The organism is Zeimonas sediminis, from assembly GCF_023721795.1.
GTDB classification, from domain to species: Bacteria; Pseudomonadota; Gammaproteobacteria; order Burkholderiales; family Burkholderiaceae_E; genus Zeimonas; species Zeimonas sediminis.
On the sequence record NZ_JAMQYE010000001.1, the window covers coordinates 65122 to 89723 of the forward strand.

A 24602-nucleotide genomic window follows, 5' to 3' on the forward strand; every position below is an offset into this window, starting at 1 on the left:
CACGCGCCTTCGGGCCGGAAGCGAAACGGGCGCCCGTGGGGGCGCCCGTTCGGCAAGGCGAGAGCGCCGCAGCCTCAGGCGGTTTCCTGCAGCGTCTCGCCGAGGGCGTCGACCAGGCTCGCGATCTCCGCCGGCGTGCTGATGAAGGGCGGGGCCAGCTGGATCGTGTCGCCGCCGTAGCGCACGTAGAAGCCCTTGCGGTACATCGCCATCGCGATCTCCCAGGGGCGCTTGGCGGGCTCGCCCGGCAGCGAGTCGATCGTGATGCCAGCGGCCAGGCCGATGTTGCGCACGTCGGCCACGTGCCGGGCCCCCTTCAGGCCGTGCACCGCGTCCTCGAAGACCGGCGCGAGTTCGCGGACCCGCTGCATCGCGTCGTCGCGCTCGAGCAGGTCGAGCGAGGCGATGCCGGCGGCGCAGGCCACCGGATGCGCCGAGTAGGTGTAGCCATGCGGGAATTCGAGCATGTAGTCGGGCCCGCCGGCCGCCATGAAGGTGTCGTGGATCTCCTGCCGGGCGATCACCGCACCCAGCGGCTGCACGCCATTGGTGACCTGCTTGGCGACGTTGATGATGTCCGGCGTCACGCCGAAGGCCTCGGCGCCGGTCCAGTGGCCGGTGCGTCCGAAGCCGCTGATGACCTCGTCGAAGATCAGCAGGATGTCGTGCGCGGTGCAGATCTCGCGCAGGCGTTGCAGGTAGCCCTTCGGCGGCACGATGACGCCGGCCGACCCGGCGAAGGGCTCGACGATCACCGCGGCGATGTTCGATGCGTCGTGCAGCGCGATCAGCGTGAGCAGCTCGTCGGCGAGCTCGGCGCCCCTGTCGGGCATGCCGCGGAAGAAGCTGCCGTTGGGCGGCTGCGTGTGGGGCAGGTGATCGGCCTCGACCGCCTGGCCGAACAGCTTGCGGTTGGCGACGATGCCGCCGACCGAGATGCCGCCGAAGTTCACGCCGTGGTAGCCCTTCATCCGGCCGATCAGTCGGGTCTTGCCCGCCTGGCCCTTCGCGCGCCAGTAGGCGCGGGCCATCTTCAGCGAGGTGTCGGCCGACTCCGAGCCGGAGCCGGTGAAGAAGACGCGGTTCAGGCCTGCCGGCATCCGTTCCACGATCCGGTTGGCCAGCTCGAACGACAGCGGGTGGCCGAACTGGAAGGCGGGCGAGTAGTCCAGCGTGGCGGCCTGCCGGCTCACCGCGTCGACGATCTCCTTGCGGCCGTGACCCAGGCCGGTGCACCACAGGCCCGACAGGCCGTCGAAGATCCGGCGCCCGTCGTGGCTGGTGTACCAGGCACCCTGCGCGCCGGTCAGCAGCCGGGGGTTCGCCTTGAAGTCCCGGTTGCCGGTGTAGGGCATCCAGTGCGCGGCGAGCCATTCCGCGTCGGTGCGGGGCCGGTCCTGCAGGTGCTCGCGGTCGGTCATGTCCATGGCCGTCGATCCTCGTCGTCGTGTCGGTGGGGTGGTCGACGCGATTGTGCGGATCGGTGTTAGTCTTGGGAATGGCAAGTTATGTCAGCTGACTTGAAGAAATCTGCAAGTGATTGTCGTGTCGTGACTGCCCTGTCGAATCCTGCCTCGCCGAGCCCTTCATTGCCGGGTGGCGCCGTCCCCGAACGGGTCGGCGACGTCGACCTGCGCCTGCTGCGCGTGTTCAAGGCGGTGGTCGACTGCGGCGGCATGGCCGCGGCCGAGCTGGAGCTCGACCTGGCCATGTCGACGATCAGCCGGCATGTGAAGGAGCTGGAGACGCGCCTGGGCTTCGTGCTGTGCCGGCGCGGGCGGGGCGGCTTCGCGCTCACGCCCGAGGGCGAGCAGCTGTACGCGGCCACCGGGCAGCTGCTCGCGGCCACCGAGGCCTTCCGGGGCAGCCTGCACCAGATCCGCCGGCGACTGGGCGGCGACCTGCACGTGGCGGTGTTCGAGAAGACCGCGAGCAACCCGGCCTGCCGGATCGCCGAAGCGGTCCGTGCGTTCCGGCAGCAGGCGCCCGAGGTCACGCTGCACATGCACGTCGGAACGATCGCGATGATCGAGCGCGGCGTGATCGACGGGCAGTACCACCTCGGTGTGGTGCCCGAGCACCGGCGTTCCGAGAGCCTCGCCTACGACGAGCTGTTCGGCGAGCGGATGCTGCTGTACGCGGGCGTGTCGCATCCGTGGTTCGACGCGGACGACGCTGCCCTCGACTGGCCGGACCTGCGCGCCCGGGACCTAGCCGCGCTCGGTTATCACTCGCCCAACATGATGCTCGCGCACGAGCGGCGCCTTGCGCGGGCAGCGACCGCATCGGACCAGGAGGCGGTCGCGACGCTGGTGCTGTCGGGGGCCTACGTGGGCTTCCTGCCCGATCACTACGCCGCGCCCTTCGTGCGCGACGGCCGGATGCGCGCGGTGGCCCCCGGCCGGTTCAACTACCACTGCCGCTTTTCCTGCATCCGCAGGCATGCGCCGGCCCCGCTGCGGGTTGCGCAGGCCTTTCGCGACGCCCTGCTGGGCGCGCATCGCTGAGCGCGCGCCGGCCGGCCTCGGGCCCTCCGGCCCCGACGGCGACCGGCGGCCTCGACCCTTGCATCCAACGACCGGAAGGAGAGAACGATGTCCAGTGAGCAGATCGACGCACTGTTGAGCTACGTGACCGAGTACGGAATGAAGGTCGTCCTCGCGCTGCTGATCTTCGTGGCGGGGAAATGGATCGCCGGCCTGGTCCGCAAGGCGGTGCGCCGCGCGATGGAGCGCAGCAAGGTCGACGCGACGCTGGTCGGCTTCCTGTCGAACATCGTCTTCTACCTGTTGATGGTGGCGGTCGTGATCGCCGCGGTCTCCCAGCTGGGCATCCAGACCACCTCGTTCGTCGCGGTGCTCGGTGCCGCCGGCCTCGCGGTCGGCCTGGCCCTGCAAGGCTCGCTGTCGAATTTCGCCAGCGGCGTGCTGATCATCCTGTTCCGGCCGTTCAAGGTGGGCGACTTCGTCGAGGCGGGCGGGGTCGCGGGCACGATCGACGAGATCGGCATCCTGGCCACGCAGATGCACACGCCGGACAACAAGGGCATGACGGTGCCGAACTCGCAGATCATGGGCGGACAGATCGTCAACTTCAACGCGTTCGACACCCGCCGCTGCGACATGAGCTTCGGCATCGGCTACCAGGACGACATCGATCGCGCGAAGGCCGTCCTGGCCGAGATGGTGGCCGCCGACGAGCGCTGCCTGAAGGAGCCGGCGCCCGTGATCGTGGTCGGCGGGCTCGGCGAGAGCAGCGTGGACATCCTGTGCCGCCCCTGGGTCAAGGCCAGCGACTACTGGGGCCTGTACTGGGACATGCAGGAGCGGGTCAAGAAGCGCTTCGATGCCGAAGGCATCTCGATCCCGTTCCCCCAGCGCGACGTGCACCTGTATCGCGCGGCGGAGTGAGGCGGGCGCGCCCTCGAACGAAGGATTCGCGCCGGCGCTCGGGATGGAATCGCGCCGGCGCTCAGGATGGAATCGCGCCGGCGCTCAGACGAACCGTATGCGAGCGCCGAGGGCCTCGGCGCCGATCACCGGGTCGGCGAGCGCCGAGCCCTCGGCCCGCGAGCCGACGACGACGCCCTTGCCGGCCACTGGCGCGAGGCTGTCGAGCTGGAAGCGGCCGGCGCCGGGCACCGCGCGCAGGAAGCACTCCTCGTCGAAGAACAGCCGGTCGCCGGTCGCGTCGATCTCGTCGGAGTCGATCGTGTCGAAGCCGATCAGCTGGCGCAGGCCGTCGAGGCTGCCGTCGAACTCGACGGCTTCGATTCGCCTGGCGGCGGGGTCGATCAGGAAGGCTTTCATGAGCTTGTCGCCGGAAGAGGGCTTGGGAGGGTAGGGGGACACGAGGCGCGCGCCTTCATCGGATGCCGCCGGAAGCGAGCCCGGAGCGGGCCGGTGCCCTGGAGGGGGCCGGTGCGACTCAGCGGGGATTCTCGGGTGCTTCGGCCCCGAGGCGGAAATTGATTGTCGCAATCGGGCCGATTGGCGCTGGCAATGCCGCGGCGGGGCCGGACGGTCCCCGGGCGTTGACCTCGGTCAGCGCGCGCCGCGCCCAGGGCGATATCTTGTGTCGAAGCGGTCGGCGAGCCGCGCATCGTCTTGCCAACCGCTCCACCGCACTGGCCGAAGGAGGTAGACGATGTCGATGCCGATGCCGATCGACGGCGAGAGCCGGGCGAGCGAGGCGCTCGCCGCGTTCATGGAGTCGCTGCTGGTCGATCCTGACATCCAGGAGCCGATCACCCTGGGCTTCGTCCGCGACCGGCTTCGGCGCTCGCTGGTGAGCCGCGGGTTGAAGGCTGACCGGTCGCGCTTCGGCACCGAGCAGTCGCTGTACGCCGAGATCGAGGCGTTGGTCGACGAGTTCGGCGAGGAGGCCTTGGCTGCCGACTTCACGGCCGTGAAGGCCAGCGAACAGCTCTCGTCGATCATCGAGGCGATGGTCGACGAGAGCGAGGCCGACCTGGCGCCGACCCTGGGCATGGTGCGGGAGGCGATGGCCGACGGGCTGCTCGCCCGCCTGGTGGGCGAGGGCGCGGTCGACGACGACCAGGAGGCGAGCCTGCTTGCCGAGATCGACGCGTTGATCGACCGCTACGGCGCCGACGTTCCGGCCGAGCATCTGCTGCGCTTCGAGTAGACGGGCGCATCGACGCGTGCCCACCGCAAGTCCGCCCCGCCGAGGAGGCGCGGTGCGGAGAATTCCCGTTGCCGTGAACGACGGGCCTGTGATAGCGTCCCTCCACCGCGCCGCGCCACAGGCGCCGGCACGGACCAAAGAATCGGCGCGCAACGCGTCACGATGGAGGAGACAGGAATGGCGTTCAAGCGATTGGCGGCGGCGGCGCTCGCCGTGGGCATGGTTTTCGGCGGCTCGCAGGCGATTGCACAGGACAAGAAGGTCCGCGCGCAGATGGGATGGGCCTTCCCCAGCACCACCGGCCTGCTCGGTCCGGCGCAGACCCGGCTCGTCGAGATGATCCGCACGATGTCCGGCGGCAGCATCGACGTGAAGGGCTTCGAGCCCGGCGCGCTGGTCCCGGCGAACCAGTACCTCGACGCAGTCGGGAACGGCTCGCTCGACATGGCTTTCACCGTGTCGGCGTTCTGGACCGGCAAGGACATCGCGTTCGCGCTGTACGGCGCGGTGCCCTTCGGGCCCGAGGGCGGCGAGTACATCGCCTGGCTCAAGCACGGCGGCGGCGAGAAGCTGATGAAGGAGCTCCATGCCAAGTACAACGTGGAGGTCATCCCCTGCGGCCTGATCTCGCCCGAGGCCTCGGGCTGGTTCCGCAAGGAGATCAAGTCGGTCGAGGACCTCAAGGGCCTGAAGATGCGCTTCCTGGGGCTGGGCGCGAACGTGATGCAGAAGTTCGGCGTCGCGACGCAGCTGCTGCAGGCGGGCGAGATCTTCCAGGCGCTGCAGCTGGGCACGATCGACGCGACCGAGTTCTCGATGCCGATCATGGACGCCACGCTCGGCTTCCACCAGGTGGCCAAGCACTACTACTTTCCGGGCTGGCACCAGCAGTCCACGCTCAACGAGCTGATCATCTCGAAGAAGAAGTGGGCCGAGTTCAGCCCGAACCAGAAGGCGATCATCCAGAACGCCTGCGACGCGAACATGCTGCAGATGTTCGCCGACGGCGAGGCCTCGCAGTTCGCGGTGCTGCAGGACCTGCAGAAGAACAAGGGCGTCACGCTGCACCGCTGGCCCAAGGAGATCCTGGCCCAGTTCGAGAAGGCCTGGGAGGAAGTCGCGGCCGAGCAGTCCGCGAAGAGCCCGGACTTCAAGAAGGGCTACGAGTCGTACACCGCCTTCCGCAAGAACTACAAGATCTGGCAGGACCTCGGCTACCTGAGGTAAGCGCCGGCGCGAGCGTCCGTCCTGGGCGCTCGCGCCAGCCAGGATGTCCGATGCGGCTCTCGGAGCCGCATCCCCGTTCCCTTGCAGCATGCCCGTGCCGGCCCACGGAGGCGGGTGCGTGGCCGTCCGGAGCCCGTTAAATGGCCCTTCTCCTGCGCTTGAGCGACCTGATCGAGGCATTCCTCGGCGCGGTCGCGCGCCTGTTCGCGTGGGCGTTCATCGCCTGCATCGTGGTGATCGTGTTCGATGTCATCACCCGAAAGTTCGGTTTCCAGTTGCCCGGCCTGGGCTCCACCCGGCTCCAGGAGCTCGAGTGGCAGATCCACACGCTGCTGTTCACAACCTGGCTGGGCTTCGCCTACCTGAAGAACGCGCACGTGCGCATCGACGTGTTCGTCGCGGGGCTGTCCACGCGAAAGAAGGTCTGGCTCGAGCTGATCGGGTGCATCGTCTTCGCGCTGCCGTATCTCTACGTCGCGCTGCCGCACGCGCAGGACTTCTTCGTGACGTCCTTCCTGCAGAACGAGAGCTCGGACGCGCCGACCGGGTTGCCCTATCGATGGATCGTCAAATTCTTCCTGTACGCGGGCCTCTGGGGCGTTCTGCTCGCGGTGCTGTCGGTGATGGCGCGCTGCATCGTCGTGCTGTTCGGGCCGCCGGAGCTCGCGCGTCGCGCGCCGCTGCCCGTGGCTTCCTCGCACTGAGCCGGAGAGCGCGATGATCGACTGGCTGATCGACCACCTGGCGGTGGTGATGTTCTTCGGACTGATCCTGGTGATGTTCATCGGATACCCGGTCGCGTTCCTGCTGGGCGCGGTCGGCGTGTTCTTCGGGCTCGTCGGCGTGTGGTTCGACGTGTTCAACCTCGCGCAGTTCGCCAACCTGCTGCCGCGCATCTACGGGCAGGCCGCGCAGAACCAGGTGTTGGTGGCCATCCCGATGTTCGTCTTCATGGGCACGATGCTCGAGAAGAGCAGGGTGGCGGAGGACCTGCTGCGCGCGCTGCAGGTGCTGCTGCGCCGCCTGCCCGGCGGCCTGGCCGTGGCGGTGACCGTGCTCGGCACGGTGATGGCCGCGACCACCGGCATCGTGGGCGCCTCTGTGATCATGCTCACGCTGATCGCGCTGCCCGCGATGCTGCAGCGGGGCTACCAGAAGGAGCTCGCGGTCGGCACGATCGCGTCGGCGGGAACGCTGGGCATCCTGCTGCCGCCCAGCATCATGCTGGTGATCATGGGCGACCTGGTCGGCCTGTCGGTGGGCTCGCTGTTCATGGCCGCGGTGATCCCGGGCCTGCTGATGAGCGCGCTGTACGTCGTGTACATCGTCGTGCTTGCGGGGTTCCGGCCGGGGCTTGCGCCGGCGCTCGAGCTGAGCGAGGGGCCGTCGGACGCCGGCGAGATGACCCGGATGATCCTGCGCAGCTTCCTGCCGCCGGCCTCGCTGATCGTGCTGGTGCTCGGCTCGATCTTCGCCGGATGGGCCACGCCGACCGAGGCCTCGGGCGTGGGCGCGCTGGGCGCGATCCTGCTCGCCTGGTTCAACGGCCAGCTGAGCATGAAGGTCCTGAAGGAGGTGATGTACTCGGCCGCCCAGACCAACGCGATGGTGTTCTTCATCATCTTCGGCGCCACGCTGTTCTCCTACGTGTTCCGGGCGCTCGGCGGCGACGAGGTGGTGCTCGACATCCTGAAGGCCTTCGGCCTGGACACCGGCTGGGAGGTGCTGGTGTTCGTGATGGTGCTGGTGTTCGTGATGGGCTTCTTCTTCGACTGGATCGAGATCTGCCTGATCGTGATCCCGGTCTTCGCGCCCATCATCGGCAAGCTGGACTTCGGCACGGTCATCGAGGGCAGGCAGGTGATCCTGCTCTGGTTCTCGATCCTGCTCGCGGTGAACATGCAGTCGGCCTTCCTGACCCCGCCCTTCGGCTTCGCGCTGTTCTACATGAAGGCGACGGTGCCCAAGGAGGTCACGATGATGCACATCTATCGCGGCATCATCCCCTTCGTGCTGATCCAGATGGTGGCGCTGGCGCTGTGCGTGGCCTTCCCCGAGCTCGTGCTGTACCTGCCGAGGGAGATGGGGCTGCTCGATTGACGCCCGGCCCGTCCGGGCGCCCGGGGCCCGGAGGACCGGCCCCGGCGGGGGCGCGGGCCGGCGTCAGCCGGCGCTGCGCTCGCGCCAGAGCAGGTACAGCCCGCTCGCGATGACGATCCCGGCGCCGGCCACCACGGCGGCGCTCGGAACGTCGCCGAACACCAGGAAGCCGAGCAGCGTCATGTACAGGATCTGCTGGTACAGGAAGGGCGCAAGCGTCGAGGCGGGCGCGTAGCGGTGCGCGTGGGCCAGGCAGAGGTGGCCGGTGCCGCCGGCCAGGCCGGTCAGCGCGATCAGCAGCCACTGCAGCGGCTCTGTCGGCGTCACCCACACGGACAGCGCGAAAGGCGCGATGACGACCACGGCGCCGACCCCGGACAGAAGGTTGGTGACCGCCGGCGGATCGGTGGCCGCCAGGCGCCGGGTGAGAAGGTTGAACAGCGCATACAGCACCGCGTTGCAGAGCGCGATCAGCATTGCGGGGTGGAAGCCGGCGGTGCCGGGTCGCACGATGACAAGCACGCCGGCGAAGCCGACCAGGACGGCGACCCAGCGCCCGGCGTCCAGGCGCTCGCCGAGCAGCCATGCCGCGAACAGCGCGACCAGGATGGGCACCGCGAACTGGATCGCGCCGGTCTCGGCCAGTTGCAGGTACTGCAGGGCCCAGAAGTTCAGCCCGGTCATCGAGCAGAGCATCGCCGCCCGCAGCAGCTGCAGGCCGGGCCGGCGGACCCGGTGCAGCTTGCGGCCGCCGGCGCGGGCCATCGGCACCAGCATGAACAGGACGTGGGTCACGAAGCGCAGCCACACCACCTCGAGCACCGGCAGCGACTTCACCAGCCACTTCGCCGAGGTGTCGAGCACCGCGAAGCAGAGGTAGGCGCCCGACACGATCGCGATGCCGAGCAGGCGATTCCGGGAACTGTCGGGAAGGAGCAAGGCGTGGTCCCGCGGGTTTCGGTCTCTTGCGAGTCAGGCCCCCTGCCGGGCGATCAGCGCGACCCCGGCGCCGATCAGCGCGATGCCGAGCCAGCCGCTGGTCCCGAGCGTCTCGCCCAGCCAGAAGCGCGCGATCAGCGCGTTGATCACGTAGCCGATAGACAGCATCGGGTAGGCGATCGTGACCGGCACCCGCGTCAGCGCGGCGATCCAGACGATCAGGCTGATGCCGTAGCAGGCGAAGCCGAGCAGGAACGGCCACTCGCCGAGCACGCGCAGCGTGACCGGCCAGGCCTGGGACAGCGAGAACTCGACGGGCCCGAGGCGGTTCGCGCCGGCCTTCAGCAGCGACTGGGCGAGCGCGTTCAGGACGACGCCGGTCAGGACCAGGACCAGGCTCAGGGCGTTCATGCGCGGTGTCGGGGCGTGGAAGATCCGCGGATGATAGCGGCGAAACCGGCGCGGCCCCCCGGGTGTAGACTTCCGCCCTCATGAGCAAGCCAGCCCGCACCGGCCTGCCGGCGATCGCCCTCGCGGCCCTCGGCGTCGTGTTCGCCGACATCGGCACCAGCCCGCTTTACGCCTTTCGCGAGGCCTTCCGCCCAGGCTTCGGCATCCCGCTGACCCCGGCCAACGTGTTCGCCGTGCTGTCCATGATCTTCTGGACGGTGACGCTGATCGTGTCGCTGAAGTACGTGGCGATCATGCTGCGCTTCGACAACCGCGGCGAAGGCGGGGTGCTCGCGATGCTGTCCTGGTGCATGCACCGGCTGCGCGCCAGCCCGCGCATGCTGTGGCTCGGCACGGTGCTCGGCATCCTGGCGGTGTCGCTGTTCTACGGCGATGCGGTCATCACGCCGGCGATCTCGGTGCTGGCCGCGGTCGAGGGGCTCGCGGTGGCGCGGCCGGCGCTCGCGCCCTTCGTGCTGCCGGTGGCGCTGACGATCGTCGTCGCGGTGTTCCTGATCCAGCGCGGCGGCACCGACGCGGTCGGCGCGCTGTTCGGCCCGCTGATGCTCGCCTGGTTCGCCACGCTTGCGGTGTCGGGCGGGCTCAGCGTGCTGCAGACACCCGACGTGCTTTGGGCGCTCGATCCGCGCCACGCGCTCGGCTTCGTCGTCGAGCATCCGGGGCTGGCCTTCGTCGCGGCCGGCGCGGTCTTCCTGTGCGTGACCGGCGTCGAGGCGCTGTACGCGGACCTCGGCCAGTTCGGCCCGAAGCCTGTCCGGCTCACCTGGTTCGCGATCGTGCTGCCGGCGCTCACGCTGAACTACTTCGGCCAGGGCGCGCTGGTGCTGCGCAACCCCGGCGCGGTTCACAACCCGTTCTTCCTGCTGGTGCCGCCGGAGATGGTGCTGCCGCTCACGGCGCTGGCGATCGCCGCGGCGGTCATCGCCTCGCTGGCGGTCATCTCGGGGGCCTTCTCCGCCACGCAGCAGGCCTCGCGGATGAACTTCCTGCCCCGGCTTCGGGTGATCCAGAAGTCGCGAACGCGCAAGGGTCGCATCTACATCCCGGTCGTCAACTGGCTGATGCTCGCGCTGGTGGTCTTCCTGATGCTCGAGTTCCGCGACTCCGGCTCGCTCGCCGCGGCCTACGGGATCGCGGTGTCGGGCGACCTGCTGCTGGCGAGCGTGCTGATGCTGGTCACGCTGCCGCGGGTCCGGGGCGCCAGGAGCCTGCGGCTGCTGTGGCTGCCGTTCGCGGTCTTCGCGCTGGTCGAAGGGGCCTTCCTGGCGGCCAACGCCACCAAGGTGCTCGACGGCGGCTGGTTCCCGCTGCTGCTGGCGATGGCGGTGTTCACCGTGCTCACCACCTGGCGGCGCGGCATCGACATCATGCGCTCGAAGAAGCGCTCGGGGCCTCGCAACGCGGTCGACGGCCTGGCGATGGACCTGTCGGGCCTGCAGCGGGTGCCCGGCGTGGCGGTGTTCTTCTCGTCGTCTTCGACCCGCTGCCCGAGTTCCTTCCTGCACAACCTGAAGCACAACGGCGTGGTCCACGAGACGACGATCTTCCTGACCGCCGAGTTCGAGGACGTGCCGCTGGTGCCCGAGGCCGAGCGGGTGCAGGTGCAGCGGGGCGCCAACGGCGTGATCCGGCTGACCGCCCACCTCGGCTACCGGGAGGACCCGGACATCCAGGGGATCCTGCGGCTCGCCGCCCGCAAGGGCCTGGTGATCAAGGTCGAGGAGGCCTCGTTCTTCACCAGCAAGCCGACCGTCGTGTCGGTCAGCCAGCGCGGCCTGTTCGGCTGGCGGCGATCGCTGTTCGGCTGGATGCTGCAGAACAGCACCAGCGTGGCCAACTACTTCCGCCTGCCGGCCGACCGGGTGATAGAGGTCGGCACCCAGGTGGCGATCTGAGCCGTCGCGCGCAAGGGCAGGGGCCGTCGCGCGGGGGGCCACGGCCGGCGCGCGGGGGGCCGCGGCCCGCGGCCTTCGGTAGCCGGCTTCAGCCGGCGTCAGTGTCCAGCGCCTGCGCCAGGTCCGCGGTCAGGTCGTCGGCCGCCTCGATCCCGCAGGCCAGCCTGACCAGGCCCGGCTCGACGCCAGCCTCGCGCATCTGCGCCTCGTTCAGCGTGCCGGCCCACATCGCCGCGGCGTGCACCGCGAGCGACTCGACCCCGCCCAGGCTCACCGCGTTGGCGAACAGCCGCAGCGAGGCGGTGAAGCGGGCGGCCGGCAGGTAGCCGCCGCGGATCCGGACCGCGACGACGCCGCCGAAGCCGCTCATCTGGCGCCCGGCGAGCGCGTGCTGCGGATGGCTTTCCAGGCCCGGATAGTGGACTGCCTCGACCCGCGGATGCCGCTCGAGGAAGCGCGCCACCGCCATCGCGTTGTCGTTGGCGCGCGCCACCCGCAAGGGCAGCGTGCGCATGCCGCGCAGCAGCAGCCAGGCGTCGAAGGCGCCCAGCGTGGCGCCGAGCACGATCGCGCTGTCCCAGATCCGCTCGACCAGGGCGGCGGGGCCTGCGACCGCACCGGCGATCAGGTCGTGGTGGCCACCGAGGTACTTGGTGGCGCTGTGCACGACCAGGTCGATGCCGTGCTCGAGCGGGCGCTGGTTGATCGGCGTGGCGAAGGTGTTGTCGGCCACGCTGATCGCGCCGGCGGCGCGGGCGGCGGCGGCCACCTCCGCCAGGTCGGTGACCGCCATCGTCGGGTTGACCGGCGTTTCCACCATGACCAGCCGGGCGCCTTCGCCGATCGCCGAGACCAGCGCCCCGGTGTCGGTCTGGTCGACCAGCCGGGTGCGCACGCCGAAGCGGGGCAGCAGCTCGGTGAACAGCTTCGTCGTGCCCATGTAGTGGCTGGCCTGGCCCACGGCCAGATCGCCTGCCTTCAGCAGCCCGAGCGCGACCGCGCTGATCGCGCCCATGCCGCTCGCGGTCATCAGCGCGGTCTCGGCGCCCTCGAGCCCGGCGATCAGCCGGGCGGCGCGCTCGTGGGTCGGATGGCCGTAGCGGGTGTAGAAGCGCGGATGGCGCGGCCGGCTGGCCATGTCCGAGAATTCGGCCGCGTCGGCGGCCGCGTGCGTGACCGACGGAAAGACGGGGGGCGCCAGCGAGCCGTCGCCGGCCAGCTCGGCGTCGCCGTGGATCAGCAGGGTGTCGGGGGAGGGGCGCATCGGATGCCTTTTTCGGGGGGCGCGGCCGGCAAGTAGAATCGGGGGCCATGAAACCGAACCGTCGCCGGATTCTAGCCGCCGTGCCCGCGCGCGGAGGGTCGTCGTGACCGGCTCGCGCGCCCTGCGAGCGGCCGGCTGGACCCTGCTCGCCGCGCTTCTCGGCTTCGCGGTCGTCTGGGCCTTCCTGGCCTACCTGCACCCCGACCGGGTGCTCGACTTCGCGAGCATGCTGCAGATGTGCGGCTTCCCGATCGCGCGCTGAATCGCGCGACCCCGATCTTCCTCCGTTCCCCATGGCAACACGCAACAGCGAATACAGCGAAGCCTCGATTCGCGTCCTGAAGGGCCTGGAGCCGGTGCGCCAGCGCCCCGGCATGTACACCCGCACCGAGAATCCGCTGCACATCGTGCAGGAGGTGATCGACAACGCCGCCGACGAGGCGCTCGCCGGCTTCTGCCGCGAGATCGTGATGACCCTGCACGCCGACGGCAGCATCGCGGTCGAGGACGATGGCCGCGGCATTCCGGTCGGCGCGCATCCGGAAGAGGGCGTGCCGGTCGTCGAGATCGTCTTCACCCGCCTGCACGCCGGCGGCAAGTTCGACAAGGCCGGCGGCGGCGCCTACAGCTTCTCCGGCGGCCTGCACGGCGTCGGCGTGTCGGTGACCAACGCGCTGTCGAAGCGGCTCGAGGTCACCGTCTGGCGCGACGCCGGCGTGCACGAGATCGCCTTCGCCGGCGGCGAGGTCTCGCAGCCGCTGGCCTCGCGTCAGGCCGCCCGCGGCGAGCGGCGCAGCGGCACCCGGGTGCGCTGCTGGCCCGACCCGAAGTACTTCGACTCGGCGGCGATCCCGCACGGCGAGCTGGTGCAACTGCTGCGCTCGAAGGCGGTGCTGCTGCCCGGCGTCAAGGTCACGCTGGTCGAGGAGAAGGCCGGCCGCCAGCAGACCTGGCAGTACGCCGAGGGCCTGCGCGGCTACCTGGTCGAGGCGCTGCAGGCCGGGCCGGGCGCGGCGCCGGTGATCCCGCTGTTCGAGGGCGAGCAGTACATCGCGGCCGGCCACGAGACCTTCGCCGAGGGCGAGGGCGCGCAGTGGGTGGTGGCCTTCACCGAGGACGGCGCTCCGGTGCGCGAGTCCTACGTGAACCTGATCCCCACGCCGGCCGGCGGCACCCACGAGGCCGGCCTGCGCGAGGGCCTGTTCAACGCGGTCAAGGGCTTCGTCGAGCTGCACAACCTGCAGCCCAAGGGCGTGAAGCTGTTGCCCGAGGACGTCTTCGCGCGGGCGAGCTTCGTGCTGTCGGCCCGCGTGCTCGATCCGCAGTTCCAGGGCCAGATCAAGGAAAGGCTCAACTCGCGCGACGCGGTCAGGCTGGTCGGCTCGCTCGCGCGCGCGCAGCTCGAGCTGTGGCTGAACGAGCACGTCGAGTACGGCCGCAAGCTCGCCGAGCTGGCGATCCGGCAGGCGCAGATCCGCAGCCGCGCCGCCCAGAAGGTCGAGAAGAAGAAGAGCTCGGGCGTCGCGGTGCTGCCGGGCAAGCTGACCGACTGCGAATCCACCGACACCGCGCGCAACGAGATCTTCCTGGTCGAGGGCGACTCGGCCGGCGGCTCGGCCAAGATGGGCCGCGACAAGGAGTTCCAGGCGATCCTGCCGCTGCGCGGCAAGGTGCTGAACACCTGGGAGACCGAGCGCGACCGCCTGTTCGCGAACAACGAGATCCACGACATCGCGGTGGCGATCGGCGTCGACCCGCACGGGCCCGGCGACTCGCCCGACCTGTCGGGGCTGCGCTACGGCCGGATCTGCATCCTGTCGGACGCCGACGTCGACGGCTCGCACATCCAGGTGCTGCTGCTCACGCTTTTCTTCCGGCACTTCCCCAGGCTGGTCGAGCGCGGGCACGTGTACGTGGCGCGCCCGCCGCTGTATCGCGTCGACGTGCCGGCGGCCGGCAAGCGGCCGCTGCGCAAGCTCTACTGCCTGGACGACGGTGAGCTGCAGCACGTCGAGGACAAGCTGCGCAAGGACGGCGTGCGCGAGGGCAGCTGGACGATCTCGCGCTTCAAGGGGCTGGGCGAGATGAACGCCGAGCAGCTCTGGGAAACCACGATGAACCCCGACACCCGCCGGCTACTGCCGGTCTCGCTGGGCGAGTTCGGGGCCGAGGCCACGGCCGAGCGCTTCACGATGCTGATGGGCAAGGGCGAGGCGGCCGCGCGGCGCGCCTGGCTCGAAGAGCGCGGCAACGAGGCCGAGGTCGACATCTGACCGTCACAAGAACTCCATGATCGAACAGGACCTCTTTGCCAACGCCCCGTCCGACGACGAGGCGCTCACCCTGGCGAGCTACGCCGAGCGCGCCTACCTCGACTACGCGATCTCGGTGGTCAAGGGCAGGGCGCTGCCCGACGTGTGCGACGGCCAGAAGCCGGTGCAGCGGCGAATCCTGCACGCGATGAACGAGATGGGGCTGGGCCCGTCGGCCAAGCCGGTCAAGTCGGCGCGCGTGGTCGGCGACGTGCTCGGCCGCTTCCATCCGCACGGCGACATCGCGGCCTACGACGCGCTGGTCCGGATGGCGCAGGACTTCACGCTGCGCTATCCGCTGATCGACGGGCAGGGCAACTTCGGCTCGCGCGACGGCGACGGCGCCGCGGCGATGCGCTACACCGAGGCGCGGCTCACCCGCTACGCCGAGCTGCTGCTGTCGGAGATCGACGAGGGCACGGTGGACTTCGTGCCCAACTACGACGGTTCGACGCAGGAGCCGCGGCTGCTGCCGGCGCGGCTGCCCTTCGTGCTGTTGAACGGCGCATCGGGCATCGCGGTCGGCATGGCCACCGAGATCCCGCCGCACAACCTGCGCGAGGTCGCCGCGGCCTGCGTGGCGGTGCTCAGGAACCCGGCCACGCCGCTCGACGAGCTGCTGACCTTGGTGCCGGGCCCGGACTTCCCGGGCGGCGGCCAGATCATCTCGCCGCCGGCCGACATCCGCGAGATCTACGCCGGCGGGCGAGGCTCGCTGAAGGTGCGGGCGCGGCACCGCTTCGAGGACCTCGCGCGCGGCCAGTGGCAGCTTGTCGTCACCGAGCTGCCGCACGGCGTGTCCGCGCAGAAGGTGCTCGAGGAGATCGAGGAGATCACGAACCCGAAGGTCAAGGCCGGCAAGAAGTCGCTGACGCCCGAGCAGCTGCAGGCGAAGCAGGCGATGCTGGCGGTGCTCGACTCGGTGCGCGACGAATCGGGCAAGGACGCCGCGGTGCGGCTGGTGTTCGAGCCGCGCAGCTCGCGGATCGACCAGAACGAGCTGCTGAACACGCTGCTGGCGCAGACCAGCCTCGAGACCAGCGTGCCGATGAACCTGGTGATGATCGGCGCCGACGGCCGGCCGCGCCAGAAGACGCTGCCGGCGATCTTCGGCGAGTGGTGCGCCTTCCGTGTCGACACGGTCACGCGGCGCAGCCGTCACCGGCTGGCGAAGGTCGACGACCGGATCCACATCCTCGAGGGCCGGCAGCTGGTGCTGCTGAACATCGACGAGGTGATCCGGATCATCCGCGAGTCCGACGAGCCCAAGCCGGCGCTGATCGCGGCCTTCGGGCTGAGCGACCGGCAGGCCGAGGACATCCTCGAGATCCGGCTGCGCCAGCTCGCCAGGCTCGAGGCGATCCGCATCGAGAAGGAGCTGGCCGAGCTGCGCGAGGAGAAGGGCGGGCTCGAGGCGCTGCTCGCCAGCCCGGCCGCGATGAAGCGGCAGGTGATCCGCGAGATCGAGGCCGACGCCAAGCGCTACGGCGACGACCGCCGGACGCTGATCGAGGCGGCCGAGCGGGCCAGCGTCGAGGTGCGCGTGGCCGAGGAGCCGGTCACGGTCATCGTGTCCGAGAAAGGGTGGGTGCGGGCGCGCCAGGGCCACGGCCACGACTGGTCGCAGTTCTCGTTCAAGTCGGGCGACGCCTTCGACGGCGCCTTCGAGGTGATGACGACCGACCAGCTGTTCGTGCTCGCGACCAACGGCCGCGTGCACTCGGTGCCGGTGGCCCAGCTGCCCTCGGCGCGCGGCGACGGCGCGCCGGTCACCTCGCTGGTCGAGCTCGAGCCGGGCAGCCGCGCGGCCTTCGTGTTCGCCGCGCCCGAGTCGGCCGGCGTGCTGCTCGCCACCCGCGGCGGCAACGGCCTGCACTGCCGAGCCGCGGACCTGGTCGGGCGCACCAAGCAGGGCAAGAGCTTCCTGACCCTCGACGAGGGCGACGCGCCGCTGCGGCCCGCCGTCTTCTTCGATGGGATGGACACCGTGTTCTGCGTGTCCGAGGGCGGGCGCGGGCTGGCCTTTCCGCTGGCCGAGGCCAGGCAGCTGCGCAGCGGCGGCCGCGGCACGATCCTGATGGGGCTGGACCCGAAGGAGTCGCTGCTGCAGGCGATCGTGTGCGGCGCCGCCGGGCTGATCGTGCGCGGCACCGGCCGCGGCGCCAAGGCCATCGAGAAACCGCTGTCCGGCGCGGCACTGGCCGCCTATGCCGGCGCGCGGGCGCGCAAGGGCAAGCTGATCGAGCCCCGGGTCAAGCAGGCCGCGCTGGCGCTGCCGCGCAGCCTGCCGCAGGCCTGAGCCCGCGCATCGCAACCGCCGTCTTCCCGGGGCCGCGCTGACGGCGCCGGGAGGCCGCACCGAATTCGAGACCCAAGACAGGAGCCAGGAGAATGACCGAGCAAGCACCGGTGCTGTTCGAGGAGCGCGAGGCGGCGGGCGGCCGCCGGATCGGCTTCGCGAAGCTGAACCGCGCGAAGCAGTTGAACGCGCTGACGCTGGAGATGTGCCAGCTGATGCTCGACCGCTTTCGCGCCTGGGCATCCGACGAGGGCATCGTTGCCGTGGTGCTCGAGGGCGACGGGCCCAAGGGCTTCTGCGCCGGCGGCGACGTGGCCGGCGTGATCCGCGAGGTGCGCGCCGGCGGCCCGAAGCGCTTCGTCTACGGCGACGCGTTCTTCGACGTGGAATACACGCTGGACCTGCTGATCCACACCTACCCGAAACCGCTGCTTTCCTGGTCGCACGGCGTGTGCATGGGCGGCGGCGTGGGCCTGTCTGTGGGCGCGAGCCACCGGATCGTGTCCGAGGGCAGCCGCATCGCGATGCCCGAGATCCACATCGGCCTGTTCCCCGACGTGGGCGGCGGCTGGTTCCTGAACCGCCTGCCCGGCGGCGCGGGCATCGTGATGGCGCTGACCGGCATGATCGTCAACGAGGCCGACGCGATATTCGCCGGGCTGGCCGACGCCTTCGTGCCCGAGGAGGCGCGCGCGCGCTTCTTCGACGAAATGCTCGCGCTCGACTGGAACGGCGAGCCGGCCGCCGACCGCGAGCGGCTGACCCGGCACTGCCTGTCGCACCACCGCCGCTGGAAGGCCGGCATGCCGGTGTCGAACCTGCAGCAGTACTTCGACGCGATCCGCTTCATCGCGGCGCAGCCGACCGCGGCAGGCATCCGCGACGCGCTGCTGGCCGCGGCCGCCGAGGACCCGTTCTTCCGCGCCGCCGCCGACAACCTGGCCAACGGCTCGCCCACCGCGGCCCACGTGAACCTGGAGTACCTGCGGCGCACGCGGCAGCTGTCGATCGCCGAGGTGCTGCGGCTCGACCTGGTGCTCGCGCGCAACTTCCAGCGGCTCAACGACTTCCCCGAGGGCGTGCGCGCGCTGCTGATCGACAAGGACCGCTCGCCGAAGTGGTCGCCCGACCGCTTCGAGGACGTGACGCCGGAACTGGTCGAGCGGCACTTCCGCGGATGAGCGCCGGCCCGGCCTCGAGGGGCGCGCAGCGGGCGAGCGCGCCGCTCTTCTCGGTCCGAATCGCGGCGATCCTGGTGGCCGCGCTGTCGGCCTGGCTGGTCGTCGTGCTGCCCGGGGAGCTCCGGTGGACCGAGGAGGCGAGGCCTCTCGGCGGCACGATCCTCGGTGTAGCGGCTCAGCCCAGGTCGAGGGTCGCCAGCGTGCGGATCGATGCAGCCACGGGGCCGGGCACGGTCGAGGTCCGGCTGCCGGCGTTCGGAACCTGGCAGGCGGGCCAGATCGTGCCGTTGCTGCAGCGGGGCAAGGAATTCAGGCTCGACGCATGGCCGACCCGCTATCCCCGGAGCTTGGTCGGGACGGCCGGAATCGTCGCGCTCGCCGCGCTGCTGTTGCTGGCCGAGATGGCGCGGCGGGCACGCCGCCGGGGCTGACGCTCGGCCCGCTGGGGCTGCGGCGGCTGCGGACTGCGCTGTCAGCGCGCAGCCGAAGGAAGCGCCTTCACCGGTGCGCGCCGGCCCGCAGCGACGATCGCCACGACCCCCGCGGCCACCGCCCAGGTCCATGCATCGACCCGCTCGCCGCCGACCCAGGCCGCGAAGACCAGCGTGAGGAACAACTGCAGCAGCTGCACCTGCGAGACGCGCGCGACGCCGCCGATCGCCATGCCGCCGTACCAGAAGAAGAAGCCGACGAACTGGCTGAACACGGTCACCCACAGGAAGCCGGTCCAGGCCGCCGGGCCGGCCGACGAGAGATCGGTGCGCAGGCTCAGCCACAGCGTGGGCAGGGCCAGCACCGGCGCGCTGAAGACCAGCACCCAGGCGATCGTCTGCCAGCCGCCCAGTTCGCGGGCCAGCCGGCCGCCCCAGGCGTAGCCGGCGGCCCCGGTGGCGACCGCCGCCAGCATCGCCAGGTCGCCGGCCCCGACGCTGCCGGCGCCTTCGCGCAGCGCGAAGCCGCACACCACCAGGCTGCCGGCGATCGCCGCGAGCCAGAAGCCACGACTCGGCCGCTCGCCGGCGAGGCGGGTGGCGATCAGCGCGGTGGCCAGCGGCATCAGGCCGGTGATCACCGCGCCGTGCGACGCGTCGGTGTGGCGCATCGCGATCGAGGAGAAGAGGGGGAAGCCGACCACGACGCCCGCCGCGGTGGCGGCCAGCGCCGGCCAGTGGCGGCGCGCCGGCAAGGGGCTGCCGGCGGCCAGCAGCGCGGCGGCGGCCAGCAGCGCGGCGCCTTCGGCGCGGGCGCAGGCGAGCCAGACGGGGTCCAGCTCGGCGACCGCGAGCCGGGTCATCGGCAGTGTCATCGCGAACATCGCCACCGCCACCAGGCCCAGCAGCATCCCGCGGGTCTCGGCCGAACGGGGCGCTGCGGCGCTCACGACAGGGCCAGCCAGCCGGCGGTCGCCACCAGCGACAGGCCGAGCAGCCCGTTGAACCAGGCGAGCCGGCGACCGTCGGCGAGCCAGCGCCGCAGTGCCGCGCCGAGCCAGGCCCAGAGCACCAGCGCGACCATGCAGCAGGCGACGAAGATCGCCACGATCAACAACCCGTTGAGCCAGCCGGGCCGGGCCAGGTCCTGGTAGGCGCCGACTGTCGCGGTCATCAGCATCCAGGCCTTCGGGTTCGCGAACTGCAGCAGCGTGCTCTCGTGCACTCGCGGGGGGCGGGCGCTTCGCCGCTCGGCGAGGCTGCGCGAGCGCGCGAGCTGAACGCCCATCCACGCGAGCCAGCCGATGCCGAACCACTTCAGCGCCAGGCCGAGTGCCGGCGACGCCGCCAGCAGGCCGTGGGCGCCGGCCAGCGCCACCGCCAGCATCGTCGAGAAGCCGATCGCCACGCCCAGCATGTGCGGGCCTACGCTGCGCGCGCCGAAGTTCGCGGCGGTCGACAGCGCGAGCGCGCAGTTCGGGCCCGGGGTCACCGAGCCGACCCAGGCGAACCAGGCGAAGGCGGCGAGCAGCGGCAGGTCGACCTGCCAGTGGCCGGAGGAAAAGGACAGCGATTGCATGAGGCGGGAGTGTAGACTTCCGTTCAGGTACGGTACCGGTACAGTTTGCCGATTCGGCTGCTGACTGTTCCGGTCGAACGGACGGCACGGCATGGAAAGGATCCTGACCCCCGGCAGCGACCGCACGTTGGTCGAGCAGATCGTCGACTGGTACGCGGCGCGGATCGACGAAAGGCTGTTGCGCCCCGGCAGCAAGATGCCGTCGGTGCGGCAGTTCGCGGCGGGCCACGGCGTGTCCCGGTTCACGGTGGTCGAGGCCTACGACCGGCTGATCGCCCGCGGTTACCTGGAGTCGCGGCGCGGATCGGGCTTCTACGTCCGCGAGCGCGGCGAGGGGCTGGCCGCGCGCAAGCCGGACGCCTGGACCGAGCCGCCGGGCACGCGGATCGACATCGGCTGGCTGCTGCGAAACATGTTCCGCAAGCTGCCTCCGCAGAACATGCCCGGCGGGGGCGTGCTGCCGCCCGACTGGCTCGACGCCGGCATCGTGGCCGCCGGCCTGCGCGCGCTCGGCCGCCAGAGCGCTTCGCCGCTGCTCGACTACGGCGAACCGCAGGGCTTCGCGCCGCTGCGCGAGCGCTTGCGGCACAAGCTGGCCGAGTTCGGCATCGGCGTGAGCGCCAGCCAGATCGTGACGACCAATGGCGTTTCGCAGGCGCTGGACCTGCTCGCCCAGCATTTCCTGAAGCCGGGCGACACGGTGCTGGTCGACGAGCCGTCCTGGTTCCTGATGTTCGGCCGGATGTCGCTGCTGGGCGCGCGGATCATCGGCGTGCCGAGGCGGGCCGACGGGCCGGATCTCGACCGGCTGCAGGAGCTGGCCGAGGCGCACCGGCCCAAGCTGTTCGTCACGGTGTCCGTGCTGCACAACCCGACCAGCACCGCGATCTCGCCGGCGGTCGCCTTCCGGCTGCTGCAACTCGCCGGTCGCTTCGGCTTCACGATCGTCGAGGACGACGTCTACGGCGACCTGCACCCTGGCCCGGCGGTGCAGCCCTGCCTGCGGCTGGCCGGGCTGGACCAGCTCGAGCGGGTCGTCTACCTGGGCGGCTTCTCCAAGACGCTGGCGGCCAGCCTGCGGGTGGGCTTCGTGGCCTGCGAACCGGGGCTCGCGCGGGCACTGACCGACCTGAAGATGCTGGTCGGGCTGACCACGCCCGAGCTCGGCGAGCGGCTGGTCCATCGCGTGCTCTCCGAGGGCCACTACCGGCGCCATCTCGACCGGCTGCGCGCGCGGCTGGCGGAGGCCCACGAACCGGCGCTGCGTGCGATCGAGCGACTGGGGCTGCGGCCCTTCGCCACGCCGGGCATCGGCATGTTCGTCTGGGCCGATGCCGGGGTGGACACGACCGCCGTGGCACAGGCGATGCACGAGCGCGGCTACCTGATGGCGCCGGGCAGCCTGTTCCTGCCCGACCAGCGGCCCAGCACGTGGATGCGCTTCAACGTGGCCACCACCTGCAACCCGAGGATGCTGGCCGACCTGGAGGACGTGCTCGGCCGGGTGCGGGCGCGCGCCGGCGTGGCGGCGCAGCCGGCGCCCGCGGCGGCGGCCGTGCCGCCGTCCGCCCGGCCGCGGCGCGACGCCGCGGCGGGGGCTTGAAATCGGCGGTGGCGCCCCAATCCTTGCGGACTGCTTGCTTACCCTTGCCACCGCAACGACACGAAGAGACGACAAGACGATGGGCGCGATGAAGGAAACCCTCGGCTTCCAGACCGAAGTCCGTCAGCTGCTCCAGCTGATGATCCACAGCCTCTACAGCAACCGCGAGATCTTCCTGCGCGAGCTGGTGTCCAACGCCTCCGACGCCTGCGACAAGCTGCGCTACGAGGCGCTGAACCGGCCCGAGCTGCTCGAGGGCGACGGCGAGCTGCAGATCCGCATCGACCTCGATCGCGATGCGCGCACGATCACGATCTCCGACAACGGCATCGGCCTGTCGCGCGACGAGGCGATCGAGCACCTGGGCACGATCGCGAAGTCGGGCACCCGCGAGTTCTTCGGCCGGCTGTCCGGCGACGAGGCGAAGGACGCCCAGCTGATCGGCCAGTTCGGCGTCGGTTTCTACTCGGCCTTCATCGTGGCCGACCGGGTCACGGTCGTGTCGCGGCGCGCCGGCCTGCCGGCCGACCAGGGGGTGCGCTGGGAGTCCGACGGCAGCGGCGAGTTCTCGGTGGAGACCGTCGAAAAGGCCGGCCGCGGCACCGACGTGATCCTGCACCTGCGGCCCGACGACGAGGGCGGCGACGGCGAGTCCTTCGGCGATCTGCTGGCCTCCTGGCGCCTGAAGAGCATCGTCACGAAGTACTCGGACCACATCTCGTTGCCGATCCGCATGCGCCGCGAGGAGTGGGACAAGGACAAGGGCGAGTACCGCCGGCTCGACGACTGGGAAACCGTCAACCAGGCGAGCGCGCTCTGGACCCGGCCCAAGTCCGAGATCACCGAGGACCAGTACAAGGCCTTCTATTCTCACCTGTCGCACGACGGCAGCGAGCCGCTGGCCTGGACCCACAACCGGGTCGAGGGGCGCGCCGAGTACACGCAGCTGCTCTACGTGCCGGCGAAGGCGCCGTTCGACATCATGGACCGGCAGCGGCGCCAGGGCCTGAAGCTCTACGTGCGCCGCGTGTTCATCATGGACGACGCCGAGCAGCTGCTGCCCGCCTACCTGCGCTTCGTGCGCGGCGTCGTCGATTCCAACGACCTGCCGCTGAACGTGTCGCGCGAGATCCTGCAGGAGAGCCGCGACGTCAAGGCGATCCGCGAGGGCTGCGCGCGCCGCGTGCTCGGCATGCTGGAGGACCTGGCCGAGAACCAGCCCGACAAGTACGCCGGCTTCTGGGCCGAGTTCGGCCAGGTGCTCAAGGAGGGGCTCGGCGAGGACTTCGGCAACCGCGAGCGCATCGCGAAGCTGCTGCGCTTCGCGAGCACGCAGTCCGAGGGCGACGCGCAGACCGTGTCGCTGGCCGATTACCTGGGCCGCATGAAGGAAGGCCAGGAGAAGATCTACTACCTGACCGCCGACTCGCTTCAGGCCGCGCGCAGCAGCCCGCACCTGGAGGTCTTCCGCCGCAAGGGGGTGGAGGTGCTGCTGCTGACCGACCGGGTCGACGAGTGGATGCTCAGCTTCCTCGATTCGCACGAGGACCGCGAGCTGGTGTCGGTGGCCCGCGGCGGGCTCGACCTCGGCAAGCTCGAGGACGAGGAAGAGAAGAAGCAGGCGCAGCAGGTCGCCGAGGAACATCGCGAGCTGACCGACAAGGTCAAGGCCGAGCTCGGCGACGCGGTCAAGGAGGTTCGCGTGACGAACCGGCTCACCGACTCCGCGTCCTGCCTGGTGTCCGACGAGGGCGACATCAGCGGCCACCTGGAGCGGCTGCTGAAGCAGGCCGGCCAGAAGGCGCCGCCGCGCAAGCCGATCCTGGAGCTCAATCCGCAGCACCCGATCGTGGCCCGGCTCAACGACCAGATCAGGCGGGGCGAAGGCACGCAGGTCGGCGACTGGGCGCGGCTGCTGCTCGACCAGGCGCAGCTCGCCGAGGGCGGCCAGCTCGAGGACCCGTCCGGCTTCGTGCAGCGGCTCAACCGCATGCTGCTGTCGATCTCGCCGCCGTCGGCGTGAGCGGCAAGGCGGGCAGCGCTCGCGCGACCGCACGGCAGGGCGCGCGGGCGGCCGCGCATCCGGACGCGCATCCGGACGCGCGGGCGGTCGAGCGCCGGGAGAAGGCCGGCTTCCCGCCGGTGGTCGGCCCCGGCGCGCGGCTGCTGATACTCGGCAGCTTCCCGAGCGAGGCCTCGCTCGCGGCCGGTCACTACTACGCGCATCCGCGCAACCTGTTCTGGACCATCCTCGGCCAGCTGCTCGGCGAGCCGCTGGCCGCGATGCCCTTCGAGCGGCGCTACGCGATCGTGGTCGCGCACGGCATCGCGATCTGGGACGTGATCTCCGCCTGCCGGCGCGAGGGGAGCCTGGACAGCGCGATCCGCGACTCCCGGCCGAACGACTTCTCGCGGCTGCGCGAGCTGGCGCCGGGCATCGAGCGCGTAGTCTTCAACGGGCGGCACGCCGGCCGCTACGCCGGCGCCTTCCGCGACCAGGGCTACGATGTCCTGGTGCTGCCGTCGACCAGCCCGGCCCACGCGGCCATGCCTGCGGCGGACAAGCTGGCGGCCTGGCGGCAGGCCTTGTCTCCCTTCCTTCGAACCTGAACCCGGGCCCAGAACTTGCCTGCACGCACCCGATCGCCACGCGA

General features: G+C 70.7%; 22 protein-coding genes. 15 read left to right on the forward strand and 7 right to left on the reverse strand.

Annotation, left to right across the window (positions count from 1 at the left end):
• Positions 1–74 precede the first annotated feature (74 nt).
• Positions 75–1427: an omega-aminotransferase AptA gene (aptA, locus tag M6I34_RS00310; RefSeq protein ID WP_272483728.1), complete on the reverse strand. Its 1353-nt coding sequence runs from the start codon at positions 1425–1427 to the stop codon at positions 75–77.
• Between the two features lie 162 nt (positions 1428–1589).
• Between aptA and M6I34_RS00315 the strand changes: the two genes are divergently transcribed.
• Both M6I34_RS00315 and M6I34_RS00320 read left to right on the forward strand, forming a co-directional pair.
• Positions 1590–2507, forward strand: coding sequence for a LysR family transcriptional regulator (locus M6I34_RS00315; RefSeq protein ID WP_272483729.1), 918 nt, complete (start codon positions 1590–1592; stop codon positions 2505–2507).
• Between the two features lie 87 nt (positions 2508–2594).
• Positions 2595–3410: a mechanosensitive ion channel family protein gene (locus M6I34_RS00320; RefSeq protein WP_272483730.1), complete on the forward strand. Its 816-nt coding sequence runs from the start codon at positions 2595–2597 to the stop codon at positions 3408–3410.
• Between the two features lie 84 nt (positions 3411–3494).
• On the opposite strand, the gene M6I34_RS00325 is transcribed toward M6I34_RS00320, so the two are convergent.
• A complete protein-coding gene (locus M6I34_RS00325) occupies positions 3495–3809 on the reverse strand; it encodes a hypothetical protein (protein WP_272483731.1) in 315 nt (104 codons plus the stop codon).
• 337 nt (positions 3810–4146) lie between these two features.
• Here M6I34_RS00325 and M6I34_RS00330 point away from each other — a divergent pair, with 337 nt between their 5' ends.
• The 4 genes from M6I34_RS00330 (at position 4147) to M6I34_RS00345 (ending at position 7974) form a co-directional block, all read left to right on the forward strand.
• The gene (locus M6I34_RS00330) at positions 4147–4647 is read left to right on the forward strand and encodes a hypothetical protein (RefSeq protein ID WP_272483732.1); all 501 of its coding nucleotides are present in this window, start codon (positions 4147–4149) and stop codon (positions 4645–4647) included.
• A 177-nt stretch (positions 4648–4824) separates the two neighbouring features.
• Entirely contained in the window at positions 4825–5874 is a 1050-nt protein-coding gene (locus M6I34_RS00335) for a TRAP transporter substrate-binding protein (RefSeq protein WP_272483733.1), read from the forward strand.
• Between the two features lie 140 nt (positions 5875–6014).
• Positions 6015–6578, forward strand: coding sequence for a TRAP transporter small permease subunit (locus M6I34_RS00340; RefSeq protein WP_272483734.1), 564 nt, complete (start codon positions 6015–6017; stop codon positions 6576–6578).
• 13 nt (positions 6579–6591) lie between these two features.
• A complete protein-coding gene (locus M6I34_RS00345) occupies positions 6592–7974 on the forward strand; it encodes a TRAP transporter large permease (protein ID WP_272483735.1) in 1383 nt (460 codons plus the stop codon).
• Between the two features lie 63 nt (positions 7975–8037).
• Here M6I34_RS00345 and M6I34_RS00350 read toward each other — a convergent pair whose 3' ends face one another.
• Together M6I34_RS00350 and M6I34_RS00355 are read right to left on the reverse strand one after the other, a co-directional pair.
• On the reverse strand, positions 8038–8913 hold the full coding sequence (locus M6I34_RS00350) for a DMT family transporter (RefSeq protein ID WP_272483736.1): 876 nt from the start codon (positions 8911–8913) through the stop codon (positions 8038–8040).
• Positions 8914–8946: 33 nt separating this feature from the next.
• Entirely contained in the window at positions 8947–9324 is a 378-nt protein-coding gene (locus M6I34_RS00355; protein WP_272483737.1) for a DMT family transporter, read from the reverse strand.
• Between the two features lie 80 nt (positions 9325–9404).
• Here M6I34_RS00355 and M6I34_RS00360 point away from each other — a divergent pair, with 80 nt between their 5' ends.
• Complete coding sequence (locus M6I34_RS00360; protein ID WP_272483738.1) at positions 9405–11279, forward strand: potassium transporter Kup; 1875 nt, start codon at positions 9405–9407, stop codon at positions 11277–11279.
• An 88-nt stretch (positions 11280–11367) separates the two neighbouring features.
• Here the strand turns inward: M6I34_RS00360 and M6I34_RS00365 are convergent, their stop codons facing one another.
• Positions 11368–12543 (reverse strand): trans-sulfuration enzyme family protein, encoded by a 1176-nt coding sequence (locus tag M6I34_RS00365; RefSeq protein ID WP_272483739.1) that lies wholly within the window; start codon positions 12541–12543, stop codon positions 11368–11370.
• A gap of 103 nt (positions 12544–12646) precedes the next feature.
• On the opposite strand from M6I34_RS00365, the gene M6I34_RS00370 reads away from it, so the two are divergent.
• The 5 genes from M6I34_RS00370 to M6I34_RS00390 all read left to right on the forward strand — a co-directional run bounded on the left by M6I34_RS00370 (position 12647) and on the right by M6I34_RS00390 (position 18766).
• Entirely contained in the window at positions 12647–12805 is a 159-nt protein-coding gene (locus tag M6I34_RS00370; protein WP_272483740.1) for a hypothetical protein, read from the forward strand.
• Positions 12806–12836: 31 nt separating this feature from the next.
• On the forward strand, positions 12837–14816 hold the full coding sequence (locus M6I34_RS00375; protein ID WP_272483741.1) for a DNA topoisomerase IV subunit B: 1980 nt from the start codon (positions 12837–12839) through the stop codon (positions 14814–14816).
• A gap of 16 nt (positions 14817–14832) precedes the next feature.
• Complete coding sequence (gene parC, locus M6I34_RS00380) at positions 14833–17154, forward strand: DNA topoisomerase IV subunit A (RefSeq protein WP_272483742.1); 2322 nt, start codon at positions 14833–14835, stop codon at positions 17152–17154.
• A gap of 92 nt (positions 17155–17246) precedes the next feature.
• On the forward strand, positions 17247–18335 hold the full coding sequence (locus M6I34_RS00385) for an enoyl-CoA hydratase/isomerase family protein (RefSeq protein ID WP_272483743.1): 1089 nt from the start codon (positions 17247–17249) through the stop codon (positions 18333–18335).
• Positions 18332–18766 carry a hypothetical protein gene (locus M6I34_RS00390; protein ID WP_272483744.1) on the forward strand — a complete coding sequence of 145 codons (435 nt, stop codon included), beginning with the start codon at positions 18332–18334 and terminating at the stop codon, positions 18764–18766. Before M6I34_RS00385 ends, M6I34_RS00390 begins: the two co-directional genes overlap by 4 nt.
• Before the next feature lie 41 nt (positions 18767–18807).
• Here M6I34_RS00390 and M6I34_RS00395 read toward each other — a convergent pair whose 3' ends face one another.
• Together M6I34_RS00395 and M6I34_RS00400 are read right to left on the reverse strand one after the other, a co-directional pair.
• Positions 18808–19677: a DMT family transporter gene (locus M6I34_RS00395; RefSeq protein WP_272486563.1), complete on the reverse strand. Its 870-nt coding sequence runs from the start codon at positions 19675–19677 to the stop codon at positions 18808–18810.
• Between the two features lie 35 nt (positions 19678–19712).
• Positions 19713–20345, reverse strand: coding sequence for a LysE family translocator (locus tag M6I34_RS00400; RefSeq protein ID WP_272483745.1), 633 nt, complete (start codon positions 20343–20345; stop codon positions 19713–19715).
• Positions 20346–20436: 91 nt separating this feature from the next.
• Between M6I34_RS00400 and M6I34_RS00405 the strand changes: the two genes are divergently transcribed.
• From M6I34_RS00405 to M6I34_RS00415, 3 genes are all read left to right on the forward strand, one after another.
• Positions 20437–21948 carry an aminotransferase-like domain-containing protein gene (locus M6I34_RS00405; protein ID WP_272483746.1) on the forward strand — a complete coding sequence of 504 codons (1512 nt, stop codon included), beginning with the start codon at positions 20437–20439 and terminating at the stop codon, positions 21946–21948.
• 79 nt (positions 21949–22027) lie between these two features.
• On the forward strand, positions 22028–23971 hold the full coding sequence (gene htpG / locus M6I34_RS00410; RefSeq protein ID WP_272483747.1) for a molecular chaperone HtpG: 1944 nt from the start codon (positions 22028–22030) through the stop codon (positions 23969–23971).
• A gap of 119 nt (positions 23972–24090) precedes the next feature.
• On the forward strand, positions 24091–24558 hold the full coding sequence (locus M6I34_RS00415; protein WP_272486564.1) for a DNA-deoxyinosine glycosylase: 468 nt from the start codon (positions 24091–24093) through the stop codon (positions 24556–24558).
• Positions 24559–24602: the final 44 nt, after the last annotated feature.